The 25,423-nt window shown below is 60.4% G+C and carries 20 protein-coding genes and 2 pseudogenes; 15 read left to right on the top strand and 7 right to left on the bottom strand.

Annotation, left to right across the window (positions count from 1 at the left end; translation table 11 throughout):
- The first annotated feature begins 87 nt into the window (after positions 1 to 87).
- From ACIPZB_RS09480 to ACIPZB_RS09465, 4 genes are all read left to right on the top strand, one after another.
- Positions 88 to 1,680 carry an ABC-F family ATP-binding cassette domain-containing protein gene (locus ACIPZB_RS09480; RefSeq protein ID WP_400639983.1) on the top strand — a complete coding sequence of 531 codons (1,593 nt, stop codon included), beginning with the start codon at positions 88 to 90 and terminating at the stop codon, positions 1,678 to 1,680.
- Positions 1,681 to 1,802: 122 nt separating this feature from the next.
- Positions 1,803 to 2,822 carry a branched-chain amino acid aminotransferase gene (locus ACIPZB_RS09475; RefSeq protein WP_400639982.1) on the top strand — a complete coding sequence of 340 codons (1,020 nt, stop codon included), beginning with the start codon at positions 1,803 to 1,805 and terminating at the stop codon, positions 2,820 to 2,822.
- A 223-nt stretch (positions 2,823 to 3,045) separates the two neighbouring features.
- The gene (locus ACIPZB_RS09470) at positions 3,046 to 3,726 is read left to right on the top strand and encodes a response regulator transcription factor (protein WP_008093740.1); all 681 of its coding nucleotides are present in this window, start codon (positions 3,046 to 3,048) and stop codon (positions 3,724 to 3,726) included.
- Positions 3,704 to 5,095, top strand: coding sequence for a sensor histidine kinase (locus tag ACIPZB_RS09465; RefSeq protein ID WP_400639981.1), 1,392 nt, complete (start codon positions 3,704 to 3,706; stop codon positions 5,093 to 5,095). Before ACIPZB_RS09470 ends, ACIPZB_RS09465 begins: the two co-directional genes overlap by 23 nt.
- Before the next feature lie 102 nt (positions 5,096 to 5,197).
- On the opposite strand, the gene cysS is transcribed toward ACIPZB_RS09465, so the two are convergent.
- Together cysS and ACIPZB_RS09455 are read right to left on the bottom strand one after the other, a co-directional pair.
- A complete protein-coding gene (gene cysS / locus ACIPZB_RS09460; RefSeq protein WP_400639980.1) occupies positions 5,198 to 6,580 on the bottom strand; it encodes a cysteine--tRNA ligase in 1,383 nt (460 codons plus the stop codon).
- Positions 6,581 to 6,589: 9 nt separating this feature from the next.
- Entirely contained in the window at positions 6,590 to 8,293 is a 1,704-nt protein-coding gene (locus tag ACIPZB_RS09455) for a glutamine--tRNA ligase/YqeY domain fusion protein (protein WP_400639979.1), read from the bottom strand.
- Positions 8,294 to 8,528: 235 nt separating this feature from the next.
- On the opposite strand from ACIPZB_RS09455, the gene ACIPZB_RS09450 reads away from it, so the two are divergent.
- Positions 8,529 to 9,029 carry a peptidylprolyl isomerase gene (locus ACIPZB_RS09450; protein ID WP_008093692.1) on the top strand — a complete coding sequence of 167 codons (501 nt, stop codon included), beginning with the start codon at positions 8,529 to 8,531 and terminating at the stop codon, positions 9,027 to 9,029.
- Positions 9,026 to 9,748, top strand: a complete 723-nt coding sequence (locus tag ACIPZB_RS09445; RefSeq protein ID WP_400639978.1) for a UDP-2,3-diacylglucosamine diphosphatase — start codon at positions 9,026 to 9,028, stop codon at positions 9,746 to 9,748. The genes ACIPZB_RS09450 and ACIPZB_RS09445 overlap by 4 nt, the downstream gene beginning before the upstream one ends.
- A 65-nt stretch (positions 9,749 to 9,813) precedes the next feature.
- Here ACIPZB_RS09445 and ACIPZB_RS09440 read toward each other — a convergent pair whose 3' ends face one another.
- The gene (locus ACIPZB_RS09440) at positions 9,814 to 12,132 is read right to left on the bottom strand and encodes an acylase (RefSeq protein WP_400639977.1); all 2,319 of its coding nucleotides are present in this window, start codon (positions 12,130 to 12,132) and stop codon (positions 9,814 to 9,816) included.
- A 197-nt stretch (positions 12,133 to 12,329) separates the two neighbouring features.
- Here ACIPZB_RS09440 and ACIPZB_RS09435 point away from each other — a divergent pair, with 197 nt between their 5' ends.
- Positions 12,330 to 12,704, top strand: a complete 375-nt coding sequence (locus ACIPZB_RS09435) for a hypothetical protein (protein WP_008093687.1) — start codon at positions 12,330 to 12,332, stop codon at positions 12,702 to 12,704.
- 36 nt (positions 12,705 to 12,740) lie between these two features.
- Here ACIPZB_RS09435 and ACIPZB_RS09430 read toward each other — a convergent pair whose 3' ends face one another.
- Positions 12,741 to 12,929 carry a hypothetical protein gene (locus tag ACIPZB_RS09430; RefSeq protein WP_400639976.1) on the bottom strand — a complete coding sequence of 63 codons (189 nt, stop codon included), beginning with the start codon at positions 12,927 to 12,929 and terminating at the stop codon, positions 12,741 to 12,743.
- Positions 12,930 to 13,080: 151 nt separating this feature from the next.
- On the opposite strand from ACIPZB_RS09430, the gene ACIPZB_RS09425 reads away from it, so the two are divergent.
- Together ACIPZB_RS09425 and ACIPZB_RS09420 are read left to right on the top strand one after the other, a co-directional pair.
- Entirely contained in the window at positions 13,081 to 13,539 is a 459-nt protein-coding gene (locus tag ACIPZB_RS09425; protein ID WP_400639975.1) for a hypothetical protein, read from the top strand.
- A 281-nt stretch (positions 13,540 to 13,820) separates the two neighbouring features.
- Complete coding sequence (locus tag ACIPZB_RS09420) at positions 13,821 to 14,189, top strand: transcriptional regulator (protein WP_400639974.1); 369 nt, start codon at positions 13,821 to 13,823, stop codon at positions 14,187 to 14,189.
- A gap of 271 nt (positions 14,190 to 14,460) precedes the next feature.
- On the opposite strand, the pseudogene ACIPZB_RS09415 reads toward ACIPZB_RS09420, so the two are convergent.
- Together ACIPZB_RS09415 and ACIPZB_RS09410 are read right to left on the bottom strand one after the other, a co-directional pair.
- A pseudogene (locus ACIPZB_RS09415) lies at positions 14,461 to 15,023 on the bottom strand (IS5 family transposase); the annotation flags it as partial.
- A 148-nt stretch (positions 15,024 to 15,171) separates the two neighbouring features.
- A complete protein-coding gene (locus ACIPZB_RS09410; protein ID WP_400639973.1) occupies positions 15,172 to 15,984 on the bottom strand; it encodes a transporter in 813 nt (270 codons plus the stop codon).
- A gap of 316 nt (positions 15,985 to 16,300) precedes the next feature.
- Between ACIPZB_RS09410 and ACIPZB_RS09405 the strand changes: the two genes are divergently transcribed.
- The 4 genes and pseudogenes from ACIPZB_RS09405 (at position 16,301) to ACIPZB_RS09390 (ending at position 20,409) form a co-directional block, all read left to right on the top strand.
- The gene (locus tag ACIPZB_RS09405; protein WP_400639972.1) at positions 16,301 to 17,791 is read left to right on the top strand and encodes a DUF1254 domain-containing protein; all 1,491 of its coding nucleotides are present in this window, start codon (positions 16,301 to 16,303) and stop codon (positions 17,789 to 17,791) included.
- A 63-nt stretch (positions 17,792 to 17,854) separates the two neighbouring features.
- The gene (locus tag ACIPZB_RS09400; protein WP_400639971.1) at positions 17,855 to 19,150 is read left to right on the top strand and encodes a DUF1254 domain-containing protein; all 1,296 of its coding nucleotides are present in this window, start codon (positions 17,855 to 17,857) and stop codon (positions 19,148 to 19,150) included.
- A gap of 156 nt (positions 19,151 to 19,306) precedes the next feature.
- Positions 19,307 to 19,801: pseudogene (locus ACIPZB_RS09395) on the top strand (DUF3313 domain-containing protein); the annotation flags it as partial.
- A gap of 92 nt (positions 19,802 to 19,893) precedes the next feature.
- Complete coding sequence (locus ACIPZB_RS09390; protein ID WP_400639970.1) at positions 19,894 to 20,409, top strand: hypothetical protein; 516 nt, start codon at positions 19,894 to 19,896, stop codon at positions 20,407 to 20,409.
- A 267-nt stretch (positions 20,410 to 20,676) separates the two neighbouring features.
- Here the strand turns inward: ACIPZB_RS09390 and betT are convergent, their stop codons facing one another.
- Complete coding sequence (gene betT / locus ACIPZB_RS09385) at positions 20,677 to 22,902, bottom strand: choline BCCT transporter BetT (protein WP_400639969.1); 2,226 nt, start codon at positions 22,900 to 22,902, stop codon at positions 20,677 to 20,679.
- A gap of 1,227 nt (positions 22,903 to 24,129) precedes the next feature.
- Here betT and ACIPZB_RS09380 point away from each other — a divergent pair.
- Positions 24,130 to 24,792 (top strand): DUF2589 domain-containing protein, encoded by a 663-nt coding sequence (locus ACIPZB_RS09380; protein WP_400639968.1) that lies wholly within the window; start codon positions 24,130 to 24,132, stop codon positions 24,790 to 24,792.
- A 71-nt stretch (positions 24,793 to 24,863) separates the two neighbouring features.
- Complete coding sequence (locus tag ACIPZB_RS09375; protein ID WP_400639967.1) at positions 24,864 to 25,418, top strand: DUF2589 domain-containing protein; 555 nt, start codon at positions 24,864 to 24,866, stop codon at positions 25,416 to 25,418.
- Positions 25,419 to 25,423 lie beyond the last annotated feature (5 nt).

Genomic DNA, 25,423 nt, shown 5'->3' with positions numbered 1-25,423 from the left:
TGCGCCATTGATGCCGCCGTCCCTTCGACGGCCAGTCTTCAGCCTTCGGTTCGCTCCGGAGATGTCGCGGCATGAGTGGAGTTGTGCATGACGAATACGTCGATCCTGACGCTGGACAGCGTCTCCCTGGTCTTGCCTGATGGCAGGCCACTGTTTACCAACCTGAACGAGTCCTTCGACCTGCGCCGTACCGGCCTGGTCGGGCGCAATGGCGTGGGCAAGAGCTTGCTCGGGCAGATCCTCGCCGGCCAGCGCTCACCCAGCAGCGGCCGTTGTCTGCGCCATGGCCGGGTTCATCACCTGGACCAGCAGGTGATCCGACACAGCACCTGCGTGGCCGAACTGGCGCAGGTCGGCACAGTGATCACCGCGCTGCAGCGTATCGAGCAAGGCAGCTTCGACCCGCTTGATTTCGACACCGTGGGCGAACGCTGGGATATCCGCGACAGACTGCACGTGCTTTTGCAGCGTCACGGCCTGGGCCACCTCGACCACGATCACCCCGCTACCCACCTCAGTGGCGGCCAGGCCATGCGCATCGCCCTGCTGGGCGCCTGGCTCAGCGATGCCGATTACCTGATCCTCGACGAGCCCAGCAACCACCTGGATAGCGAGGGCCGCGATCAGCTGATGGCAATGATCGAGACCTGGGACAAGGGTTTGCTGGTCATCAGTCATGACCGCCGCTTGCTCGACCGCCTGTCGCGCATCGTCGAGCTTTCCAGCCTTGGCCTCCAGCCATTCGGGGGCAATTACAGCTTCTATGCCCAGCACAAGGCCGAACAGCGCGATCAGGCCCAGCAACAACTGGCCCGCGCCAAGCATGAGCGTCAACGCGTGACCCGCGAGCTGCAGCAGCAGCGCGAGCGCCTCGAACGACACCAGGCGCGCGCCAGCCACCATGCCAAGCACGCCAATCAGGCGAAGATACTCATCGACCGCCAGCAGGAACGCAGCCAGGCCACCGCAGGAAAGCAGCGCCGAGACCATCGCGACGCCCTCCAGGCACACCAGATGCAGGTGCAGGCCGCAGCGCGCCAGGTTGAACGAGACGACGCGATCACGCTCCATGCACCGATTCCGCAACGGCACGCCGGCCGTGAAGTGCTGGTACTGCAAGGCCTTGTACTGCCACGTGGCAGCGCCAGCCCCATCGACCTGCACCTGTGCCTGGGCCAGCGGCTTGGGCTGGTCGGTGCCAACGGCAGCGGCAAATCCACGCTCCTTCAGGTGGTGTGCGAGGCACTACCCGTCCAGGCCGGCAGTGTTCGAGTAAGCGGTGAAGTAGCCTTGCTGGATCAGCACTGCAGCGCATTACCCGGGCAGCAGAGCGTTCTCGATCACGTGCGCGAGGCCAATCCGACACTGCAACCTGGCATCCTGCGCACCCGGTTAGCGCAATTGGGGCTCGATGCCGCGCGAATCGACCTGCCCAGCAGCCTGCTCAGCGGCGGCGAGCGTCTGAAGGCAGCGCTGGCTGCCGTGCTTTACCGCGAACGCGCCGTGGACCTGCTTTTGCTCGACGAGCCCGGCAACCACCTTGACCTGCCGTCGCTGGAAGCGCTGGAGGCCATGCTGCGCCTGTTTCAGGGGGCGATGATGGTGGTTTCCCATGATTCGGTGTTTCTCCAGCAGCTTGAGCTGGACGCCTACCTGCACCTGCCTTTGGCTACACGGTGACCGAGATAACCGCCAATTCGTGACTGGCCGTTCCCGATCCGCGACGGATGTATTATGGTGGCGTGGTGCGCATATAACAGCAGCCCGAGCGATCGGGCATCTGCAATACAATCGAGGGTGTCATGAGTAACGAGAGCATTAACTGGGACAAGCTGGGTTTCGACTACATCAAGACCGACAAGCGCTACCTGTCCGTGTGGCGCAATGGTGAGTGGGACAAAGGCACCCTGACCGAAGACAATGTGCTGCATATCAGTGAAGGCTCCACTGCCCTGCACTATGGCCAGCAGTGCTTCGAAGGCCTGAAGGCCTACCGTTGCAAAGACGGCTCGATCAACCTGTTCCGCCCAGACCAGAATGCCGCCCGCATGCAGCGCAGCTGCGCACGCCTGCTGATGCCGCACGTGCCGACCGATGTGTTCATCGAGGCCTGCAAGCAAGTGGTCCTGGCCAACGAGCGCTTCGTTCCGCCGCACGGCAAAGGGGCCCTGTACCTGCGCCCGTTCGTGATCGGCACCGGTGACAACATTGGCGTGCGTACCGCCCCCGAGTTCATCTTCTCGGTATTCGCCATCCCGGTTGGCTCGTACTTCAAAGGCGGCATGAAGCCGCACAACTTCCAGATTTCCAGCTTCGACCGCGCAGCCCCGCAGGGCACCGGCGCGGCCAAGGTCGGTGGCAACTACGCGGCCAGCCTGCAGCCAGGCGCTGAAGCCAAGAAGGCGCACTTCGCCGACGCCATCTACCTCGACCCGCTGACCCACACCAAGATCGAGGAAGTCGGTTCGGCCAACTTCTTCGGCATCACTGCCAACAACGAGTTCGTTACCCCGAAATCGGCCTCGGTACTGCCCGGCATCACCCGCCTGTCGCTGATGGAACTGGCGTCCTCGCGCCTGGGCCTGACCGTGATCGAAGGCGATGTCGAGATCAACAAGCTCGACCGCTTCATCGAAGCCGGTGCCTGCGGCACCGCTGCGGTGATTACCCCGATTGGCGGCATCGAATACAACGGCAAGCTGCACGTGTTCCACGACCTGGAAAAAGTCGGTCCGGTCACCCAGAAGCTCTACAACGAGCTGACCGGCATCCAGAGCGGTGACGTCGAAGCGCCAGCCGGCTGGATCGTCAAGGTCGCCTGAGCCTTCGTAACAGGCTGAACCACGGGGTATGCCAGTCGCTGGCATGCCCCGTTTTTTTTGGCTGCATGGACCGGCCTCATCGCCGGCAAGCCGGCTCCCACAGTGAAGGCGTGGGAGCCGGCTTGCCGGCGATGAGGCCATTTCAGAAGATGAATTTTTCTTAAATCGCCGTTTGGCTATTCTTTGGCACAATCAAGTCTCCTCTAGACGCCCAGGAACGAGCATGCCACGCGTACTGACCATCGAAGACGACGCCGTCACCGGCCAGGAAATCGTCGCCGAACTGACCAGCCACGGTCTGGAAGTGGATTGGGCCGACAACGGCCGCGAAGGCCTGTCCAAGGCCATCGCCGGCGGTTACGACCTGATCACCCTCGACCGCATGCTGCCCGAGGTCGATGGCCTGACGATCGTCACCACCCTGCGCAACCTCAAGATCGCCACGCCGATCCTGATGATCAGCGCCCTGTCCGACGTCGACGAACGTGTGCGTGGCCTGCGCGCTGGCGGTGATGACTACCTGACCAAGCCGTTCGCCTCCGACGAGATGGCCGCCCGGGTGGAAGTGCTGTTGCGGCGCAACAGCGTGCCCATGACCCAGACCCGCCTGCAGGTCGCTGACCTGCAACTGGACCTGATCAGCCACGAGGCCCGCCGCGGCGAGGCGACCCTCAACCTGCTGCCCACCGAATACAAACTGCTGGAGTACCTGATGCGCCACAGTGGCCAGGTGATTACGCGGATGATGATCTTCGAGGAAGTCTGGGGTTATCACTTCGACCCTGGCACCAACCTGATCGACGTGCACATCGGCCGCTTGCGCAAGAAGATCGATTCCCCCGGGCAGTCGCCGCTGATCCGTACGGTACGGGGCTCGGGCTATGCCATTGCTGAACCCGTCTAAGGGCTGGAGCTCCTCGACCAGCCGTTTGCTGGCGTTGTACAGCTTCCTCTTCGTGGCCTGGAGCAGCATCCTCATGGGGGTGCTGTACTTCGAGGTTTCCAGCTACCTGAACAAACTCACCCGCCACTCCATGCTGCAGCGCCAGCACTTGTTCGCCCACATGAGCGGCAAGCAACTGGACGACGCCCTGATCGCCAGCCAGGCCTTCGAGGAACGGGCGTTCGATGCCTATGGCCTGTTCGACGCCCAGCTCAACCCGGTTGGCGGGCGCATCCGCGCCATTCCAACGGGTCTTGGCCTGGACGGCAAGGTGCACGAACTCAAGCGCTGCCTGGACGCCGATGACCCGCACATGCCACGCGACAGCTGCGACGCGGTGGCGATCAAGGTGCAGGACGGCCGCTGGCTGGTGCTGTTCCGCGACAATGGCTCGCTGTTCGTGGTCACCCGCATCATCCTGCACGCGCTGCTCTGGGGTATATCCCTTACCCTGATCCCTGGCTTTGCCGGCTGGTACCTGCTGCGCCGCCGGCCACTCAAGCGTATTCGTGCGATCCAGGCCCAGGCCGAGCTGATCGTCGCCGGCGACCTCACCCACCGCCTGCCGCTGTCGGCACGGCGCGACGAGCTGGACATGCTGGCAGCCATCGTCAATGCCATGCTCGACCGTATCGAGCGGCTGATGCATGAGGTCAAAGGGGTATGCGACAACATCGCCCATGACTTGCGCACCCCCCTCACCCGCCTGCGTGCCCAGCTGTATCGCATCCGCCAGCAGAGCGATGCGGATTCAGCCCAAGCCGAGGCGCTGGACCAGGCCATCGGCGAAACCGACACCCTGATGGCACGGTTTCGCGGCCTGTTGCGCATCAGTGAGCTGGAGGACCGCCAACGCCGTGCGGGCTTCGTCGAGCTGGATCCGCATGGGTTGCTGGTGGAGCTGCATGACTTCTACCTGCCTCTGGCCGAGGACGGCGGCATTCGCTTGCAGCTGCAGCAACCGGAACGATTGCCAGCCCTGCACGGTGACCGCGAGTTGCTGTTCGAGGCATTGGCCAATCTGGTGGGCAACGGTATCAAGTTCACCCCTGAAGGGGGCCAGGTGGCCATCCACGCGACCCAGGACGAGCTGGGCGTGCACATTGCCATCGAGGACAGCGGGCCGGGGATTCCCGAAGAAGAACGTACCGCCGTGTTGAAGCGGTTCTATCGCAGCGAGGAAGGCCATCGTCACCCAGGGTTCGGGCTGGGGTTGTCGATCGTCGCGGCGATCGTCGACCTGCATGGGTTCAGGCTGGAGGTGGGCGACAGCGAGTTGGGTGGGGCGAAGCTGGTGTTGCACTGCCCGTTGGCCGGGGTGGCCAGGTAGAAGCTGGGGCTGCTACGCAGCCCAATCGCCGGCAAGCCGGCTCCCACAAGTACTGCGCTGTACCTGTGGGAGCCGGCTTGCCGGCGATTGTGCCTACATCGTTTAGTCAGCCAGACGCCAGGTCGTGCCGCCCTTGCCGTCTTCCAGCACCACGCCCATGGCGGTCAGTTGGTCGCGGATACGGTCGGATTCCGCCCAGTTCTTGTCCGCACGCGCCTGCAGGCGCGCCTGAATCAAGGCTTCCACCTCGGTGGCATCGACTTTGCCTTCCGCGCCTGCACGCAGGAAGTCATCGGCCTCGAGCTGTAGCACGCCCAGCACATCACCCAGCTCACGCAGGCGACCTGCCAGGCCAGCAGCGGCGTCAAGGTCGCTGTCACGCAGGCGGTTGATCTCGCGCACCAGGTCGAACAGCACGGCGCAGGCTTCCGGAGTACCGAAGTCATCGTTCATCGCCACGCTGAAGCGCTCGACGAATTCCTCACCGCCCTTGGCCGGAACACGCGGCAGGCCACGCAGGGCGTGGTAGAAGCGCTCCAGGGCACCCTTGGCGTCGCGCAGGCTGTCTTCGGAGTAGTTGATGGCACTGCGGTAGTGGCTGGCCACCAGCAGGTAGCGCACCACCTCCGGGTGGTACTTCTCGAGCACGTCACGGATGGTGAAGAAGTTGTTCAACGACTTGGACATCTTCTCGCCATTGATACGGATCATGCCGCAGTGCATCCAGGCGTTGGCGTACTGCTTGCCCGTAGCGGCCTCGCTCTGGGCGATCTCGTTCTCATGGTGCGGGAACTCCAGGTCGCTGCCGCCACCGTGGATGTCGAAGCTTTCGCCCAGGCAGCAGGTGGACATCACCGAGCACTCGATGTGCCAGCCCGGACGGCCCGGGCCCCAAGGCGAATCCCAGTAGGGCTCGCCCGGCTTGACGCCTTTCCACAGGACGAAGTCGAGCGGGTCCTGCTTGGCCTCGTCCACTTCGATGCGGGCACCGATGCGCAGGTCTTCGATCTTCTTGCGCGACAGCTTGCCGTAGCCGACGAACTTGCCGACCCGGTAGTACACGTCGCCATTGCCCGGCGCGTAGGCATAGCCCTTGTCGATCAGGGTCTGGATCATCGCGTGCATGCCGGCGATATGGTCGGTGGCACGCGGCTCCTGGTCCGGCTTGAGGATGTTCAGGCGGCGCTCGTCTTCGTGCATCGCGTCGATCATGCGGGCAGTCAGCGCATCGAACGATTCGCCGTTCTCGTTGGCCCGGTTGATGATCTTGTCGTCGATGTCGGTGATGTTACGCACGTAGGTCAGCTCATAGCCGCTCTTGCGCAGCCAGCGGGTGACCAGGTCGAAGGCGACCATGCTGCGGCCGTGGCCAAGGTGGCAGTAGTCGTACACGGTCATGCCGCACACGTACATGCGCACCTTGTTGCCATCGAGCGGCTTGAAGGCTTCCTTGGTCTTGCTCAGCGTGTTGTAGATGTTAAGCACGGCGGTTCCTCAGCTGCCCCAGGAGTCACGCAGGGTGACGGTGCGGTTGAACACCGGGCGGCCCGGCTGGCTGTCCTTGAGGTCTGCGCAGAAGTACCCTTCGCGCTCGAACTGGAAGCGGTCTTCAGGCTGGGCCTGGCCCAGCGACGGCTCGGCGCGGCAGCCGGTCAGCACTTGCAGCGAATCCGGGTTGATGTTGTCCAGGAAGCTGCCGCCTTCCTCGGCCTTTTCCGGGTTCGGCGAGCGGAACAGGCGGTCGTACAGGCGCACTTCGCACTCGACGCTGCCCTCGGCCGGCACCCAGTGGATCACGCCCTTGACCTTGCGGCCTTCGGGGTTCTTGCCCAGGGTGTCCGGGTCGTAGGAGCAGCGCAGCTCAACGATGTTGCCGGCTTCATCCTTGATCGCCTCGTCGGCGCGGATCACGTAGCTGCCGCGCAGGCGCACTTCACCGGCCGGTTCCAGGCGCTTGTAGCCCTTCGGCGGCTCTTCCATGAAGTCGTCGCGGTCGATGTACAGCTCGCGCGCGAACGGCAGCACGCGCACGCCCATGTCTTCCTTCGGGTGGCGTGGCAGTTCGAGCTGCTCGACCTTGCCTTCCTCGTAGTTGGTGATGACCACCTTCAGCGGGCGCAGCACGCACATGGCGCGTGGCGCGGCGCGGTCGAGGTCGTCACGGATGCTGAACTCGAGCATCGACATGTCGACCACGCCGTCGGAACGGTTGGTGCCGATCATTTCGCAGAAGTTGCGGATCGAGGCCGGGGTGTAGCCGCGGCGACGGAAGCCCGACAGGGTCGACATGCGCGGGTCGTCCCAGGCGCTGACGTGCTTTTCGTCGACCAGCTGCTTGAGCTTGCGCTTGGAGGTGATGGTGTAGTTCAGGTTCAGGCGGCTGAACTCGTACTGGCGCGGGTGCGCCGGCACTGGCAAGTTGTCGAGGAACCAGTCGTACAGCGGACGGTGGCCTTCGAACTCGAGGGTGCAGATCGAGTGGGTGATGCCTTCGATGGCATCGGACTGACCGTGGGTGAAGTCGTAGTTCGGGTAGATGCACCACTTGTCACCGGTCTGGTGGTGGTGGGCATGGCGAATGCGGTAAAGGATCGGGTCGCGCAGGTTCATGTTCGGCGAAGCCATGTCGATCTTCGCGCGCAGCACGCGCTCGCCGTCCTTGAATTCGCCGGCCTTCATGCGCGCGAACAGGTCGAGGTTTTCCTCGACGCTGCGCTCGCGGAACGGGCTGTTCTTGCCGGGTTCGGTCAGGCTGCCACGGTATTGCTTGGCTTGATCAGGGGTCAGGTCGCAGACATAGGCCTTGCCACGCTTGATCAGTTCGACGGCCCAGTCGTGCAACTGGTCGAAGTAGTCCGAGGCATAACGCACGTCGCCGGCCCACTCGAAGCCCAGCCATTTGACGTCGCTCTGGATGGCGTCGATGTATTCCTGGTCTTCCTTGGCCGGGTTGGTGTCGTCGAAGCGCAGGTGGCAGACGCCGCCAAATTCCTTGGCCAGGCCGAAGTTGACGCAGATCGACTTGGCGTGGCCGATGTGCAGGTAGCCGTTGGGCTCCGGCGGGAAGCGGGTGACGATGCTGCTGTGCTTGCCCGAGTCCAGGTCGGCCTGGATGATCGGCCGCAGGAAGTTCGCAGGGACAGCGGGGGCGCCTTTGGCAGCGGCGTTGGGCGCGTTGTCGGCAGTGGGCTTGCTCATAGGATCCTTGAATGCACGTGTCCGGCCTGGGTAGGCCGATTGAATCAAAGGGCCTATCATAGCCGAAGCAGCCAAGCTGCTGACAGCCAAGCACCGACAAACTGGTGCGTTTTATTGCAACCCGTGCAAAATGGCCTACGCGCCCCATGTGTCGCGCTCGCCCGATCTTGCGTCAGGTGATAAACCCGCGCACTGCGCCCCTAATTCCGATTGCCTTGAAAGAGCGAATTTCAGCATGTCCAAAGTCAAACTGAGCACCAACCACGGCGATATCGTCCTGCAACTGAACGCCGAAAAAGCTCCGCTAACTGTTGCGAACTTCGTTCAATACGTTAAAGAAGGCCACTTCGACAACACCGTCTTCCACCGTGTGATCAAGGGCTTCATGATCCAGGGCGGCGGCTTCGAGCCAGGCATGAGCCAGAAGAAAACCCGCGCCAGCATCCAGAACGAAGCCGACAACGGCCTGAAGAACACCAAGTACAGCATCGCCATGGCCCGTACCATGGAGCCGCACTCTGCCTCGGCGCAGTTCTTCATCAACGCCTCCGACAACGACTTCCTCAACCACAGCGGCAAGAACGTGCAGGGCTGGGGCTACGCGGTGTTCGGCGAAGTGACCGAAGGCCGTGAAATCGTCGACGCTATCGAGAAGGTCGCCACCGGTTCCAAAGCTGGCCACCAGGACGTACCGAAAGACGACGTGATCATCGAGAAAGCCGAGATCATTGAGTGATACTGCTGATCTCCGATCTGCACCTGCAAGAAGAACGCCCGGACATCACCCGGGCGTTTCTTGATCTGCTCGACGGCCGCGCACGCCATGCCAAGGCGCTGTACATCCTTGGCGACTTTTTTGAGGCCTGGATCGGCGACGACGCCATGACGCCCTTTCAGCAGTCGATCTGCCAGGCCCTGCGCCGGCTGAGCGACAGCGGCACGGCGATCTACCTGATGCACGGCAACCGTGATTTCCTGATTGGCCAGGATTTCTGCGAGGCGGCGGGCTGCACCCTGCTTGCCGACCCCAGCGTGGTCGCGCTGGGCGGCGAGCAAGTGCTGCTGATGCATGGCGACACCCTGTGTACCCGCGATGTCGGCTACATGAAGATGCGCCGTTATTTGCGCAACCCACTGACCCTGTGGATCCTGCGCCATCTGCCACTGTCCACGCGGCACAAGCTGGCGCGCAAGCTGCGCAGCGAAAGCCGCGCGCAGGTGCAGATGAAAGCCAACGAAATCGTCGACGTCACACCCGAGGAAGTTCCCAAGGTGATGGCGGCGCACGGTGTGCGCACGCTGGTGCATGGCCACACCCACCGCCCGGCGATACACAAGCTGGTGGTCGACGGTGAGCCGGCACGGCGCATCGTGCTGGGGGACTGGGACCGCCGGGGCTGGACCCTGCAGGTGGATGCCCAGGGCTTTCAGCTGGAGCCGTTCGAGTTTTCCTGAAGGTGGTGGTTTTGCCGTACCTGGCCTAATCGCTGGCAAGCCAGCGATTAGGCCAGGTACATAGCTTAAGGCTGGCTCGCCACCGCACCCTTGTCCCGCTCACTGATCACATACTGCCGGTACTCAGGATCAGCTTTAATCTGCGCTTCAGTGAACGGTATCGGCGCCAGCTGCTTGGCGGAGAACGCCTGGGTCTGGTCGCTTGCATGTGCCGAACCCGCTTCGCTGGACTGCGAGAACGCCAGCAAACCACGCGCCTGTGGCCCCTCATCGGTGAAGCTGACCAGCTGCAGGTAGCTGGTGCCACTCACCACCAGACGCTTGCCCGGCCCATGCGGCACGCTGAAGATCGCGTTGTACACCCCCAACCCCTGCGGACCGCCCGGCACCGGCGTGCCATCGGCCGCCTGCTGGATCTGCCCCCACTGGCTGCCCTGCTCCACACCGGATTTCGCCACCTGCTGCAGCGAAGCCAGTGCTGCTTCGTGGAGCAGCTTGGCGACGGCTGCCTGTTCCACCGCCAGGCCACGTGGCGTGTGCTGCGGGTCTGCCGGGTCGAAGGCGACCCGCCAGCTTTGCGGTTGCTTGGCCAGCGCCTCGACGATGTTGCTGAAATGCACCAGGCCGATGCCGCTGTTCAGGTCAGCCTTGCCATTCCAGGTGGCAAGGCTTGCGCACACCGCTTGCACATCCGCCTCGGCGCCTTTGCACCACTGCAGCAGGTCCGGCAGCACCAGGCTTGCCACGTAGACTTCGTCATCGAGCACCATCCGCTGCAGGTCATCGACACCAATCCTGGCGTTACCCTGCAGGCGCTGCAGGGCGAAGCGCCCGCGCATGCCCAGTGGCTGGTCGTTGCGGCTGATCAATGGGGAATAACCGGTCAACGGCTGGGCCGGGTTGGCCATCCAGGCGGGGTCGTTGGAGTTCTGCACGAAGTCACTGCGCTCCAGCTGCGGCAGCAAGTGTGCAGGGAAGATCCCCGGCTGCGCGGCTTGTGCATCGACCTTCCACTGGCAAGCGCTGCGCGACCCGTCCAGCACCACCAAGGGCCCTGGCGCGCCAGGGTTGCTGCATTGGCTCAACAGTTGCTGATCGACATACGGCACCACCGACTGGTTCAGGTACAGCGCCCGGCCACCCGCGTCCACAGCCAGGGTGTTGACCCACGGAATGCCTTGCAACTGCTCGATCGAGCCCTTCAAGGCATCGAGGCCGTCTGCCCGATTGATGCGGTACCACTGCTGCAGCACGCGGGTGTTGTCCAGGTTGGCGTCGCGCAAGCTGTAGGCGGCCTGGGTATCCCAGTCCAGGCGCCCGGGCCACTGCACCACCGGGCCGAATTTCGAACTGTAGACCTGGCGCTGCACCTGGCTCAAGGTACCGTCAGCGGCCTTTACGGTGACACTGACGGCCTGCTGGGTCAGTGGCAAGGACTGGCCATCGAGCAGGTAACGGGTCGGATCCTTCGGATCCAGTTGCAGACGGTAGAGGGTGAAATGCTTGGAGGTGTCGACGGTGTGGGTCCAGGCCAGGTGCCGATTGAAACCGATGTTGATCATCGGCAAGCCGGGCAATGCAGCCCCCATCACATCCAGCTGGCCGGGGATAGTCAGCTGCATCTGGTAGAAGCGCATCCCGCCCATCCACGGGAAGTGCGGGTTGGCCAGCAGCAGTCCCCGGCCATTGGCCGAACGTTGGGCGCCTACTGCAACGGCGTTGCTGCCCCGCTCCGAGGCAAAGCGCTGCTGTTGGGCCAGCGCTGCACCGAAACCAGGCGCTACCTGCTGGCTGGCCAGCTGCGGTGGCTGCGCGGCTGCCAAGGCCTCGGCGAACTGGCCGACACCGCCCTCGGACAGTAAACGACGGGTCAGCTTCACCAGGTCCAGACTGGTGATCGGCCGCAGCCATTCGCCCGTCCCGCATTCAACAGGTAACCCCTGGCTACGACGCTCGGCCAGGGCACGGTTGTAGCCGCTGGCATAGCCCTCGAGCAGGTCACGTACCTGCGCGGGCTGGGCTTCCAGAAAACCGTTCACGGCTGTGGGTGTATTGAGCCAGATGAAGAACAGGTCGCTGGCAAGGTTGTCACGCTGCTCGAAGGTTTTGCCCTGGGCACCGAAATAGCGCGAACGCTCACCATTTACCGTCAACACCTCGTTGGCCAACAGGCAGAGGTTGTCCTGGGCATAGGCATAGCCGATGCCGTAACCCAGGCCGCGCTCATCCTTGGCCAGGATATGCGGCACCCCGAAACTGGTGCGACGGATCTGTGCGCTGGCATCGGCGCTGGTTTCCCGCGCCTGCACGGCAAAACTGGAGATGACCAAGGCAGCCGCCAGGCCTGCACAGGTCAAGGGACGCGAAATTGACAACACGGGCATTCCTCGGATTCAGGGGGTCATTTCCGATCAGACGAATGGCTGGATGAAAATTTTACGCGCAGGGGGCAGGACGTTCGTCTTTATGGACATCGGTCATGCATCTTTTTTTTCGCAAAGGCTGCAGATTTGCCGATCTCATTCGTCCTAGTAAGTGAGGCACCCACATTTCGGGACAGTCCATGAAAAGGAGCATTCACATGTACAACCCGCAACCCTCGATGCTCACCGAGCGTGCACCGGCCAAGGCGACCCAAGGCAAGGAGGCCTGCGGGGAGGAGCGCGTCGGCAACGAGCAGATTCGCGAATTGCTGCGTGCCTATGGCCTGCGTACCAGCCTGATCCGCCTGAAGGTCATCGATGCCCTGCACAATGCCGGCCGCTCGGGCCGCAGCATTGGCGTGCGTGGGGTGCACGCACAGCTGGAGCTTTTGGACATCCCGCTGTCGTTCCTGAGCGTGCGCGAGGTACTCAAACGCCTTTGCGCAGAAGGCGTGATAAGCCTTGGCAGCGACAAGTGCTACAGCCTGGACCCTCAGGCGCGCGCCATGCTGGAGCAGCCCTGCACGCGCTGAGGCCATGGCCGGCCAGCGCTTGCCGGCCGGCACAGGTCAAAGCTTGACCTTGCGCCGCATAATCCCGTTGATCACGACCACGACCACGGCAATGGCGATGGCCAGCATCTGGAAGGTCTGTTCACTGATCGTGCCCTCTTTCTGCAGATGGGATAGGCCCAGCATGAGGCCCAGCACCACCAGGATGATCAGGAGTGAATATTTGAGGCGCTGCACGTGTGTCATTGAAAGGTCCTTGCAACATCAGAGTCAAAATGGCTCGCAACGAGCGGCCGCAATGATACAACGCCCTTGCCCACCGGCGCTGCATTTCCTGCTTAGCGTGGCGTGGTCGAGCTGAAAGCATTGGTTTTCCCGAACCCATGCTGGAGCCATCATGCTCAAACAGGCCCTGTTCACTCTACTGCTGCTCCCTGCCCTGCCCACCCACGCCCTCGACACCGAACAGGTTACGCCCGAGCAACTGCTCCAGCTGGGTAACCAACTGGCAGCCAGCGCTGGCACCAGCCAATGGCAGCAGCTGTGGCAGCGAACCCGTGCGGCTGGCTACCTGCAAGCGCAGGCGCAGCAGCCGCACTTCACCCTCGAGCAGCTTCGGCTGCCGGCGCTGGCCGAGCAGACCTTGGCCCAGGCCGATCAGGTCAAAGCCCTGGGCAACAGCATTGCGCGCTATCGACGTCAATTCCCTGGCCAGGTCATCGGCATGCTCGATCAACACACGCTCAATGCCCTTTGTCTGGAGGTCGACTGGCGCACGCTGCCGCAAGGCATGGTCGACCATCCGCAGGCCTACCTCGGTAGCGCACGCCTGCTGAGCAGTTACCCGTGCGACTAACTGGAGGTTCAGACACCCATCTGGCTGCAGGAAAGGTCACCTCACGTGAGTTCAAGGCTTCCAGAGCATCGTTGAAGAGATGTCCTACACGCGGAGAACTTGCTGCCTTCAACACCCGCCCACCAAGGCTACAACTGTCTGACCACTTGGCGCCTAGCGACAGCCTTCACCGGTCACTGAGAATCAATCCACGCCAACGACACTTCACCGCTGGCTGCCACCGACCCGCCATTACGGATCTTCGAAGCAATCGCGCCCCATCCACCGCGAGGAAGCCTCACATGGAATTGCCAGATCTCTCCGCCATTGACACCAGCCAACTGCCGCATTCGCTGCAGGCACTGATCGAATGCATTGGTATCGAAAATGCTTATCAGCTGACCTGCGCCTATGGCGGCAGGCCCAAGTACATTCCCAAGCACCGAGAGCGCAGCAAGCTTGCCGAGCTGTTGCCAGGCGATGCGCTGGACGCGCTGATCAAACGTTTTGCCGGGGTGGCCCTGGAAATCCCCAAGCCAGATCATTTCCTGCGCCAGCTACGCAACCTGCAAATTCAGAAAGAAAGTGCCGATGGCTTGTCACGCAGCCTGCTGGCCGACAAGTACGGCCTGAGCCTGCGTCAAATCGGCAATATCCGTCGCCAGGCCTAGGTTGCCAAATTGATTTGAAATTTTTTCATCCAGATTTGAAATGGATCCAATAGAGCTTCACGAATGTGTGAATCGCCTTGCCGGACAAAGACCGGCTTTGTTGACGCTCACTAAAACTTGCCCACTTCGATAAAGCAAAGAATTCTTTGTCTTATTCAGTGAAATCGGTTCTAAGACAAAGAATTCTTTGCTTTATGGTGCAATCAGCGTGGTAGCAGACTGCAAATTCGTCCTAACGTCCAATGCAAAGAGGTCAATCCCACCATTACTGAAGCCATTTGCAGCGCTTGCGCGGACGACCTCGTTGCCTTGATGGAATGCTGACGTCGTCCAGCAGTGGCTGGGCGTAGCTAATGACACTGGCTTGACCACCAGAGAGGAGAAAACGCAGCGGTGTCCCATTAGCGTCGCAGAGCATGTGGATCTTGGTGGTCAGTCCACCGCGACTGCGGCCTAGAGCGTGATCGGCAGGCTCGTCAGGCCCCCTTTTTTCCCGGCGCCAGAAGTGGCTCGGGTTGCGCGTACAGCAGTTGAGTCGATCATCCAGGTTTGCAAATCGATCAGGCCTTGCTCATTCAATCTCAGGTGCAAGCGTTTGAGCATCTGATCGAATGTGCCGTGGTTTCGCCAACCTCGGAACCGTTGATACACCGTTGACCATGGGCCGAAGCGTTCCGGCATATCTCGCCACGCAGCGCCCGAGCAGAGTACCCAGAACACGCCATCGAGCATCAGGCGGTCGCTCATGCGGGGCCGCCCCCGACCATGGGTTTCAGTGAAGAGATCGGCGACCACAGTCCAGGCCTCATCCGAGAGTTCGTAACGCTTTGCCATCACAGAATTCCTTTCCGTAGATGGCCGGAAACCCTACAGAATTCCAGCTTCCGAAGGGCGCCGATTGGGTTTCTCGGGATTTCGTACAGAGCCTAGGGCTTCACATTCCTCACGAAGGGCTGATATGCATCGATTGAATGGAAGCCTATCAGCGAGGGAACAGCAACGTCACTGCTGCACGGAATCCCCAGCCTTGGGGGCCATCGCCTGATCTGTCCAGCCAGTACCTTGGGCCCGCTTGGATGGTCAGGGGTTGGCCATTTATTTTGAGCAGTTGGGTGACGGTCAAATTGATGGGGATCGACCATTCGCGTGATTGCCAGTCATAGGTCGATTCCGTGTTGATGCCATAAGTGGTGAGTGTCTTGGTGGTGTACGACAGGAAGGGTTGCAGGAATGTCTGATTGACCTTTTCCTTGCCATCCGGTGGACTGCCATCCAAGCCCCAGATATGGTTGGCGAGCACCCCTCGGGTCCAACCATTTGACTGTTTGAGTGCTACGGCCGTCGGGCCCAAACCCCACTGTTCGTTACCGAGCAATTCGTCACTGGCGGTTGGAATCAGCAAGGCTGGACCTGCACCGAGGATCCATCCACGCTCGGTGGGTTTGCTGGGTGAGAAGAAAAAACTTTGCGTAACGTCCCCTGCGCCTGATTTGTCCGCTGCGCCGTTGGGTGCCAGGCCGTGCTGGTCGATGACAGGCAAGATGGTGCGTGAAATGAGATTCCAGTCCTCATTCAGCGTGAATGGCAGCACTGGCTGGATGTTGGTGACGCTGTGCATACCATCACCGGTGGAGCCGATCTTCTGATCCCAGTTGTACTGTATGGGCAGGCTGTACATGGCAGCCACAGGATTGAGGGCAGCCTTGGCCAGTTCTGCGGAGTCTTCGGCCTGGGCACTTCCGGCGCCAACAGCGATGGCCAGCGAGATCCAGCATGTGCAATGGACTTCTTGCATAAGCTCTTCCTGTTCAGAGGCGGTTCGAAGTTCGCAGGCATTGCCCCAGCGCCAGTGTAGACGTCGACTGCTCGCACGGTGAGAGCAGGCAAATGGCAATATCAATTGCCGCCGAGCGCGCGTTGAAATTGCCAGTGCCATAGCTGAAGGCCTGGAGAATCAGGTGCAGAAAGTTGGCAGCTCATCAAGCTGCCCAGTAAACCTGATCTACACTGCTTCAAGTTTTCTGAAATCGCCATGCTGCATACAGCAGGCTGACTAGCGCCTCGTTACCTCTGCCGTCTACCGACAGTCTTTCTGGCCCAAGGAGATGTTCATGGAAGTCATAGATGGGTTGATGACTCGGATGGTTACTTGTCTGAAGCCCTGCCTGCTAGCCACAGCGATTGCCGCTTGTACTGTCGTCACCGCGCAGGCGGCTACCGAACCCATGGGCGGGCAACCCCCAGCGGGGGCCAGCCCTTCGGTCAAGGACTTCGACTACCAGATCAAGTACCAGCGTGCGTTCGAAGCCATCCTCTGGAACATGCCGGCGATTGCCATCTACTCCTTCCGCCGTGCTGCCGAAAAGGATCTTGGCTACAAGGACAATGACATCATTGCCTATTCGGCAACGGCTACCCCACAACTTGAAGCCATTACTGCCAACAGCACCACGCCTTACATCGCGGCCTACACGGACCTGCGCAAAGGCCCTGTGGTGCTGGAAATCCCGGCAGCCTCTGCGGACGGCAGCCTGTATGGCCAGGTGGTCGATGCCTGGCAACTCACCATCGCCGATGTAGGCCCGGCAGGGCTCGACAAAGGCAAAGGCGGCAAGTACCTGTTCACTGCACCTGATTACCAAGGTGAAGTACCCAAGGGCTATATCCACGTGGCCTCGCCCAACTACCGTATCGCTCTGGCGTTTCGCTCGGTGCCGCCCGCTGGCAAGACAGCCAAGGACGCCTACGAATACGCCAAGCGCCTGCGCATGTACTACCTGGCTGAAGCCAAGTCGCCACCGCAGCAAAAATTCATCGACCCTGCCCATGAGCGCTACCCGACGCTGCCGTTCTATGACGAACGTCACTTCGAAGACATGCACGCGATCATGAGCGTGGAGCCAGTGCGCGAACACGACAAGGTCATGATGGGCATGCTGTCGTCCCTGGGCATCGTCAAAGGCAAACCCTTCGCACCGGACGAAACCGCCAAAAAGGCCATGCACCAGGCCGCGATCGATGCCTGGTTCTTTCTCCAGCAATGGTTCGACACCGAGATGTCCAAGCGCGTGTACTGGCCGGATCGGCACTACGTCTCGCTGTTGCAGCCTGATGCCAACCACACGTTCACGTTCATCTACGAAGATCGCATCGACTTGCTCGAACGGGCAGCGGAGTACTTCTGGTGCACCTACATGCCTAAAGTCCTCAGCGCCTCGCCGGCGACGTCGTACCAGATGGCGATGGCCGACAAGGACGGCAAACCGCTGGAAGCCGGCCAGCTCTACAAGCTCGATGTGCCCAAGGACATGCCGGTCAAGCAGTTCTGGGCGCTGACGGTATATGACCGCGCCACCTTCTCGTTCATCTACAGCGACAGCAACCGCACCACGCTGTCGTCGTTCGATGTCGAGAAAATGAAGAAGAATGCCGATGGCGGCGTGACGATCTATGTCGGGCCGACGGCCCCGCAAGGTGAGGAAGCCAACTGGATACCCACCTCCGGCAAGCGTCCATTGCCTGCCATGCGCTTCTACGGTCCCACCGAAGCGTTCAACAACAAGACCTTCAAGTTGCCCGACTTCGAACGGGTAAACCCCTGAGTACTGCTTGCATCCTTCGAAAACCAAACGACAGGGGCTGGCCCGCTGGCCCAAGGAGACTTGATGAAACCCATGGTGCTTGGAGCAGCCCTGCTTTCGCTTGCCGTGCCGGCCTTCGCGCAGATCCCCGACAAGCTGGCGGAAGACGCTTATATCTATGGATACTCCATGGACGAAGCCTACAAGTTCTTCTATGAGACGGCAGTCAAGACCAACACGCCGCTAAATCGCTTCCAGAACATCCGCCACCTGGCCGATGACACGTACGTCGACCACCCCACCATCAACAATGACACGCTGCACTTGATGGGCTGGCTGGATATCGCCGCAGAACCGGTGATCGTCAGCGTTCCGGACATGGAAAAAGGTCGTTACTGGATCCTGCACACCATGGACATGGGCCATTACACCACGTCCATGATCGGCTCCCGCACGCGGGACACCAAGGGCGGCCACTTCATGTTCGCCTCACCACAGTGGAAGGGCACGGTGCCTGACAGCGTCACCGAAGTGATCCGTGTCGAGTCCAACCTGGTGAAGCTGATGGGCAGGATCATGTCCACCGGGCCTGAAGATCAGAAGAAGGCGCTTGCCTACATGGACGACTGGAACGTCCGTACGCTATCGGCTTACCTGGGCGAGCCCGGCCCAAAGGCCAAGCAGCGCACGTACCCCGACCCGGCCAAGACCAATTGGCTGCAACGGGTGAACTTCGTGCTGTGCGACGGCAACATGGGCCAGGCTGACAAGAAATGGCTCGACCAGTACAAGTCAGTCGGCGTTGAACCCTGCAAGGAAAACTTCACCAAGGAGCAGTTGGCAGCCGCGAAGAAGGGTGAAGAACTGGGCATGAAGCACATCAAGGAACTCGCTCCGAAGATGACCGATGCCGGCAAGCTGCTGGGCACACGCGAGCAGTTGGGTGACGGGCCCCGTGACCTGTTTGCCGAGGGCACCTACATCGGCCAATGGGGGCTGCCACCGGATGAAAGTATCTACCTGCGCACCGAGACCGCTGCGGACGGCAAGCCGATCAATGGTGCCAATGGCAAGTCCTACACCATGCACTTCAAGGCGCCCGAGGTCAGCCAGTTCTGGTCCTTCACCGTCTATGCCTCAGACAACCGCCTGATGGCCCACAACGCCATCAACCGCCACAGCCGCGGTGACCGTACGCTCAAGCCGGATGCGAATGGCGAATACACCATTGAGCTGAGCGCCAAGGGTGAAGAGAGCAACCCCAATTACCTGCCAATTCCAGAAAAGGATGCCTACATCGTCTTGAGGTTGTACGGCCCAAGCAAGGCAGTGCAAGGCGGCGGATACAAGTTCCCGCCCGTCGAAGTGACCTCGCCCTGATTCGTGTGGAGGGTGTCGCACCCTCCGGCAAGGGCTTCTGAAGGTGCGCTCAGGAGCCGTTGAGTCACACAGACGTGTTCGGGCCTGCCCCTTTCACACCTTGATTGCTCCCTTGACGCAATCGGACGTCAAGCAGGGCACTGAAAATTCGGTGGGGTCAATGCCAATAGCTACAGCAGCATCTTTATTGAGCCCAGCCAGCTGTACCCTAAACCACAGCCGACTGAAAAGATCCCCCAGCAGACGCTACAAGGTCTAACGCAGTACTACGACCAAGCTTTGAAAACTCAGTTTTCCAAGTACCTGCCCTTGGCAACCAGTCCCGGTCCTGGCGTGCTGACCGTGCGACCGGCGATCACCGGGGTGAGTGCCAAAACCAAGGGACTGCGCCCGTATGAAGTGATCCCGATCGTGTTGGTAGCGGCAGGTATCAGCACTGCTACGGGGATCCGCGACCAAGATACCAGTGTGGCCACCGAAGCGGCATTCATAGACGGCCAGACCAATGAAGTGGTCGCTGAAGTGGTTCGCAAGGGCGCCGGCACCGACCTGGAGAATTCCTCGCAGGTGATGCAGGCCAAAGACGCTCATGCTGTGCTCGATGGTTGGGCCAAGGACATGGCCACTTCCTACCAGTCGTTAAGAAAATAGGCTGTAGTGCCCCTGTCGCGCTGTTTACGACAGGGGACGCTAAGGCTTGATAGCTTACACACGAAACATTTCACGTTATGAAGGATTCCCTGATGAAAACAGCGATGCTAAAAATAAAACATGAGTTCATGAAGGCGCTTCCTCCAACCCTGTTCTTCTTCGTCATTCTGCATATCGTAGCCTTGATTCGCTCACTGATGATCAAGGGGACTGGGGTGGATCTCCCCGTTACCGGATCAGTATTGATTGCCTCCCTAATCCTCGGCAAGTCGGTATTGCTGGCTGACATGCTGCCGTTTATTAATCGATTTCCCGATAAACCACTACTGTGGAATGTCGGATGGAAAACCTTGATGTATGCCTTCGTCGCCCTGGTAATCCACTACTTGGAGCGACTTTATGACTACTGGAAAGAGTCCCCGGGCTTCATGGATGCAAACGCCCTCCTGTGGTCCTCGATGAACTGGCCTCGCTTCTGGGCCATACAGATTCTACTGGTCACCCTGATATTCATGTACTGCGTCATTGCTGAGTTGGCACGTGTTATCGGACGAGAGAGACTAAAGGTAATGTTCATCGGACCGCTGCCGGCAAAGCAGGCTAAATAATCGAAGGATGTTTAGGGCCCAACGAACCGTAGGTTGATATCCAAGTAATGTCCGCTATGGGTCGAAAGCAGACGGTCATGACTGACCGCAATCGACCCGAAGCGGACACTTATTCAAAGCTCATTTATCAGCGCCGGCCTGGCCAGGCGCTGGATCAATCACAGCGCCAGCTGTGCCAAACTGCCAGGCAAAGTCCGCTTGAACCAGAACACTGGATGCCTCACCAGCGCCAGGTCGCTGCGCACGCCAAAAATGCCACGGACAGCATTACGACTGCCTGGGTGTCAACACTGAGGCGGTGGCGTTCTCGCTGGAGAATACAAGGAACGCCAAGTGGGCCTCATAGCGATTGAGCACATCGTCTATGACCTGCTGCTTGGTCAGGCCCATCAAGTCATAACCACCAGACCCCGTCTGGGTGAACACCTCCAAACGGTAATAGACATCGATCTCGCGCGTCATGCGGCCACTGAACATGGGCACAGGCGCCTCGACAATGGCGACGTGGTAATGGAAGTCACGGAATCTGTCCATAGATACCCGCAGCAACGGTTCTTCGATACCGCTTGTATTGACCAGACTTTCCCGGGTGACGTCATAGCCCTGATGGCGAAATTCAGCGACGACCTCGTCCAGCGCTGGCCCGACTGTTCGGTTGAGGAACTGGGTAATCTGGCGCAGCGATGGGTACGCCCGCAGGTGCTCGAGCCGTTGCTTCCAGGAGCGCTCCGGGATATGCCCCCCGCTAGCCGCCATCGAGGGGCGGCGCAGCACGCGCCCTTCACGTTCGGCACGTTCCATGCGCAATACCTTGTAGAAAGATGCCATCACCAGATAAGCGATGATCGTCACCGGTAGCGCGAAGATCAGCGTTGCATACTCCATGGTCGTGACACCGCCTGCGACAAGCATCGCCACAGTGAGCATGGCCGTGAGCAAGGCCCAGAAGATCCGCAGCCAGCTCGGGCCGTCATGGGAAGGGTCGGGAATCGTTGCAGAAAAGTTCGACATCACCATCGCCCCGGAGTTGGCGCTGGTGAGGTAGAACAGCAAGCCTGACAGCGTTGCCAGACCAATCAGAAACATTGAGCCCGGGAACATCTGAAGCAGTGCATACCAACCTCGCTCGGGGCTGTCCATCGCCAGCGTGGCAAACTCGGTGTTGCCCTGAAGCACCTGAAAAAGTGCGCTGTTGCCGAATAGCGAGACAATGATGAAATCACACAGCACCGGCGCAGTGACTGCCGCCAGGACGAATTCACGCAAGGTGCGACCTCGCGAGATTCGCGCCAGGAACACGCCGACGAATGGCCCCCAGGCCAGCCAGAAGGCCCAGAAAAACAACGTCCACCCCGCCATCCAGCCGGCCCCGTCGGGCTCGTAGGCAAAGGTCTGGAATGTACGCGCGGGAAAGGTGACGAGAAACTGGCCGATGTTCGACACCAGTGCATTTAACAAGAACGCCGTCTGCCCTGTTATCAGGATGTACAGCATCATCGCCACGGCGCTCCAAAGGTTCAACTCGGCGATCCAGCGGATGCCTCGGTCAACCCCGGAGGTGGTGGCCGCAATGGTAAGCGCTACAGCACCCAACACCAATGCGATCTGTAATGAGAGGCCCTGTTCCAGGGCGAATATCAGCGAAAAACCAACACTCAGCAGTACCACACCGATACCCATCGACGTGGCGACTCCAAACACGGTGCCGACCAGCGCAATGATGCTGATGCCATCGCCCAAGGGGCCGCGCACGCGTTTGCCAAACAGCGGGTAGAGCGCGGCGCGAATCGACAGCGGCATGTCCCACCGATAGGCGAAGTAACCCATGGCCATACCCAGCAGGGCATACATCGCCCACCCTGCGATGCCATAGTGAAACATGGTCCAGATGACCGCGTCCTGCATGGCCTGGGCAGTACCGCCTTCGCCGCTGGGCGGGTGCAAGTACTGCACGACCGGGCCGGTGACCGAATAGAACAGCATGTCTATGCCGACCCCTGCGGCGAACAGCATGGCGACCCAGGTCACTAGCTTGTACTGCGGCCGCGAGTGGTCAGGGCCGATGCGCACGTCCCCTTCCTTGGAAAACGCGACCCACAGCACGAAGCCGATGACCAGGGTCATCGTCAGCACGTAGTACCAACCCAGGTTCGTCGCAATCCAGTCGGTGGTCCGCTTCATGGCCGAGCGTGCTGCATCGGGCATGAGGATCGTGGTAATGGAAAACACCAGGATCACCATTGACGAAATCAGCAGGACGCGCCAGTTGATGCGCGCCTCCTGATGTACGACCAATTGGTCGTGACCTTTGCTGAGGTCACTGCGAGATACGGGAGAATCGTCAGCGTCGCCTGGCCGCCCAGGGCGGCGTGCCGTGCCGCCGAATTTGCTGCGCTCGAGTGCTGGCGGCGACTTCACGCATGGGCCAGCAGTCGCTGAGGTGGTCGGATCATCACCGTTGCAGTGTTGATCCTTGGGAGGTACGAAGGGCATGAGCTTTCTCCTGTTGCGTACTTCATTCAACTCCGCCTGATAAGGCCTGCCTCACAGTAGGAGCGAATTCCATCCATTTGGTTGTTTCATGCGATTGCACGCGCGCATGTGCGCGTTTGGGCAGCAGCCCCCAAGGCAGGCTCGCCCGGCGCCAGCGCAAGTGCGTGGGTTGGGTGACCAAGCGTGCTGACGCCATCGGAAGCGCATTTGAAAGCGTTGACTCGAACCACCTTGGGGTAGCTCAGTCCAGCTGATGAAACGCCCAGCCACGAAAGGGCCTGATGACGGCGACCACTCTGATCGTGCCGGGCAGGATTGCCGGTTCTGGACACGGCTCCGTTGGCCGGCCGGGAGGCAGACAGCGCAGGGGTACCACGCGTGTCGGCTAGATACACCGCAGTTCAAGCCCGCAGTGCCAATCAAGGTTTCAACTGAGCCTTGGCTCAGTTGAGGGTGAAAGCCCTGGGCAGGGAGCATCGCCAGGGTTCGCGTCGTCGCTGTTGCCGACGACGCATTGGGGGGTGTTCTGGTGGAACCCACGAATTGTAACGATACAGGCAGTCAAATAGAAGGCTCACCCACAGCTATCGGGGGTATACAGGGGGCATATACTGTACATAATCACAGTTCCGTATAGCGTAAGCTCGCAGGGGCAATTGCCGATCAGCGGCCTAGTGGAGAGGCGGCAGATCTTTCCCGCGGGCCTAGGCCACGACCCGCAACTGGTCTCGGAATCAGCTTGGAATAGCGATTCCGCAAGCCGCCTTAGGCGCTCAACCTCTTCCGGTGGCTCCCCGCTTGCCTCGGTCTCTTGCGAGTTTTGAGAGCTCATCTCTTCCTATGCCTAGTTCTCTGCGGGCTTGATCAAATGTGATGGCTCTACTGTTGCCTAAGCGCAGGACACTTTGATTTTGTGTACAAACTTATTCGCAATCTTCCCCGAAATGTTTTAGGCCCCATTAATCTCATTTGAGCCAACCCCCTTTTTGTTAAGCGTCTTTTTCTCCGAGGAACAAAACCAAACTGACCTGGAAAACAATCCTCCTATTCAAAGTACTTGATAAAAAATTAATCTAGCACTGAATCAACGCTTCTGGCGACGCCCTACTAGACGAGCCCGTTTTCAATAACGCTTGAAAATCAAGGCCAGGAGCCTTGCGCTCGCTGAGCGCCCGTCCGTGCCATCGACCGTCACTCTGAAACAACCCCTACAAAGAGAAGCCAATAATGTCCATAGACAGCAGTCTCATCGGCTCCGTTATCAATGCCTTGCCCATGGATCGGATGATCGCCGGGCCACTTCAAGCCATGGTCCAGGCCCAAGTGGCCGCCAGCAAGTCCTATGCAGACTTCCTCATGCAGGTTTGCATACAGGACGGCAAAGCGGTCGCCCTCCAGTTCGACTATGACGAAACCATCGTCGACGAGCAGGGCGCATACCAGGGCATCGCCAGCAAAAGCATGAAGGTGCCGCTGGTAGCGGCCATCACCCACCCGAACATCACCATCGAAGAAGGCACTGTCGAGTTCGAACTGACCATCAGCCAGATGGCCGAGGATTTCAGCGAGTCCAGCAAAAGTGGCGATCTTGCTGCTTCACTGGGTTGGGGACCATTCAAGCTGGATATCAAAGGCAGCATCAGCCATAAAGCCACGCAAACCCGCAAGACCGACACCCGTGCCCGCTACGCCTTCAACACCACCGTGCGCCGGCAGGACCCACCCGAAGCGATGATGCGCGTTATCGACTTCCTCACCGACGCCGCAGTCAAACCGACCGTATTGAAAAGCGCGACCCTCGCAAACCAGGATGCCATCTCGACGGACGACACCCTTAAAATTGCTCCGTCAAGTGACGACAACCCAGGCCCTACGCCTGACCAGCCGTAAAAATACGTTCAATTGCCCTTCTACACTCCGCTGGCGACGGCGGGGTGCCGCCTGAGCGAGGAGCCATTTGATTGGAAAAGCCAGCCGTCCCTATGACCGCCATCGACCTGCGCGATATCACCCGCGGCCTGCAAGAAGCGGCCGCCGCCGCCAACAGCCTGATCGCCCAGCAATACATCAACCTGTTCGACCAGTATTTCGATTGCGACAGCCAAGCCCTCGGTACCCCCATGAAAGCCAGGATGGTCGAAGTGGCCATGGATGATCAGCACATGATGCGCGTGCCCTTGTTCGCCCTGGTATCGCCCAAGGGCCTGGCACTGGAACGCATGCAGGTCGACCTTTCGGTGCGGGTCAACGGTACGCAAGCGCTCCAGCAGCTGCAGGCCGAGAGTGAAAGCGCCAGCGCTGCAAGCTTCAAAGTCACCATCGGCGCGTACGGCCGCCAGGGCGAGGGGCGCGATCCCGACGAAGTTCAGATCCGCATGCAGTTCCACGCCACCGAGCCGCCCGAGGCGCTCAACCGTCTCATCGAGGAGTACACCAAGTTGATCACACCCACGCGCATCCCCTCTCCACCCCCTGCCGATACCAACGAATTCATCGAGGCCGCCACACGTCGCTGACCGTG

The organism is Pseudomonas sp. NPDC089396 (genome assembly GCF_044749545.1).
In the GTDB taxonomy this organism is placed as follows: domain Bacteria; phylum Pseudomonadota; class Gammaproteobacteria; order Pseudomonadales; family Pseudomonadaceae; genus Aquipseudomonas.
The sequence above is the reverse complement of the archived record's forward strand: the minus strand, read 5'-3'. Positions and strand labels throughout refer to the sequence as shown.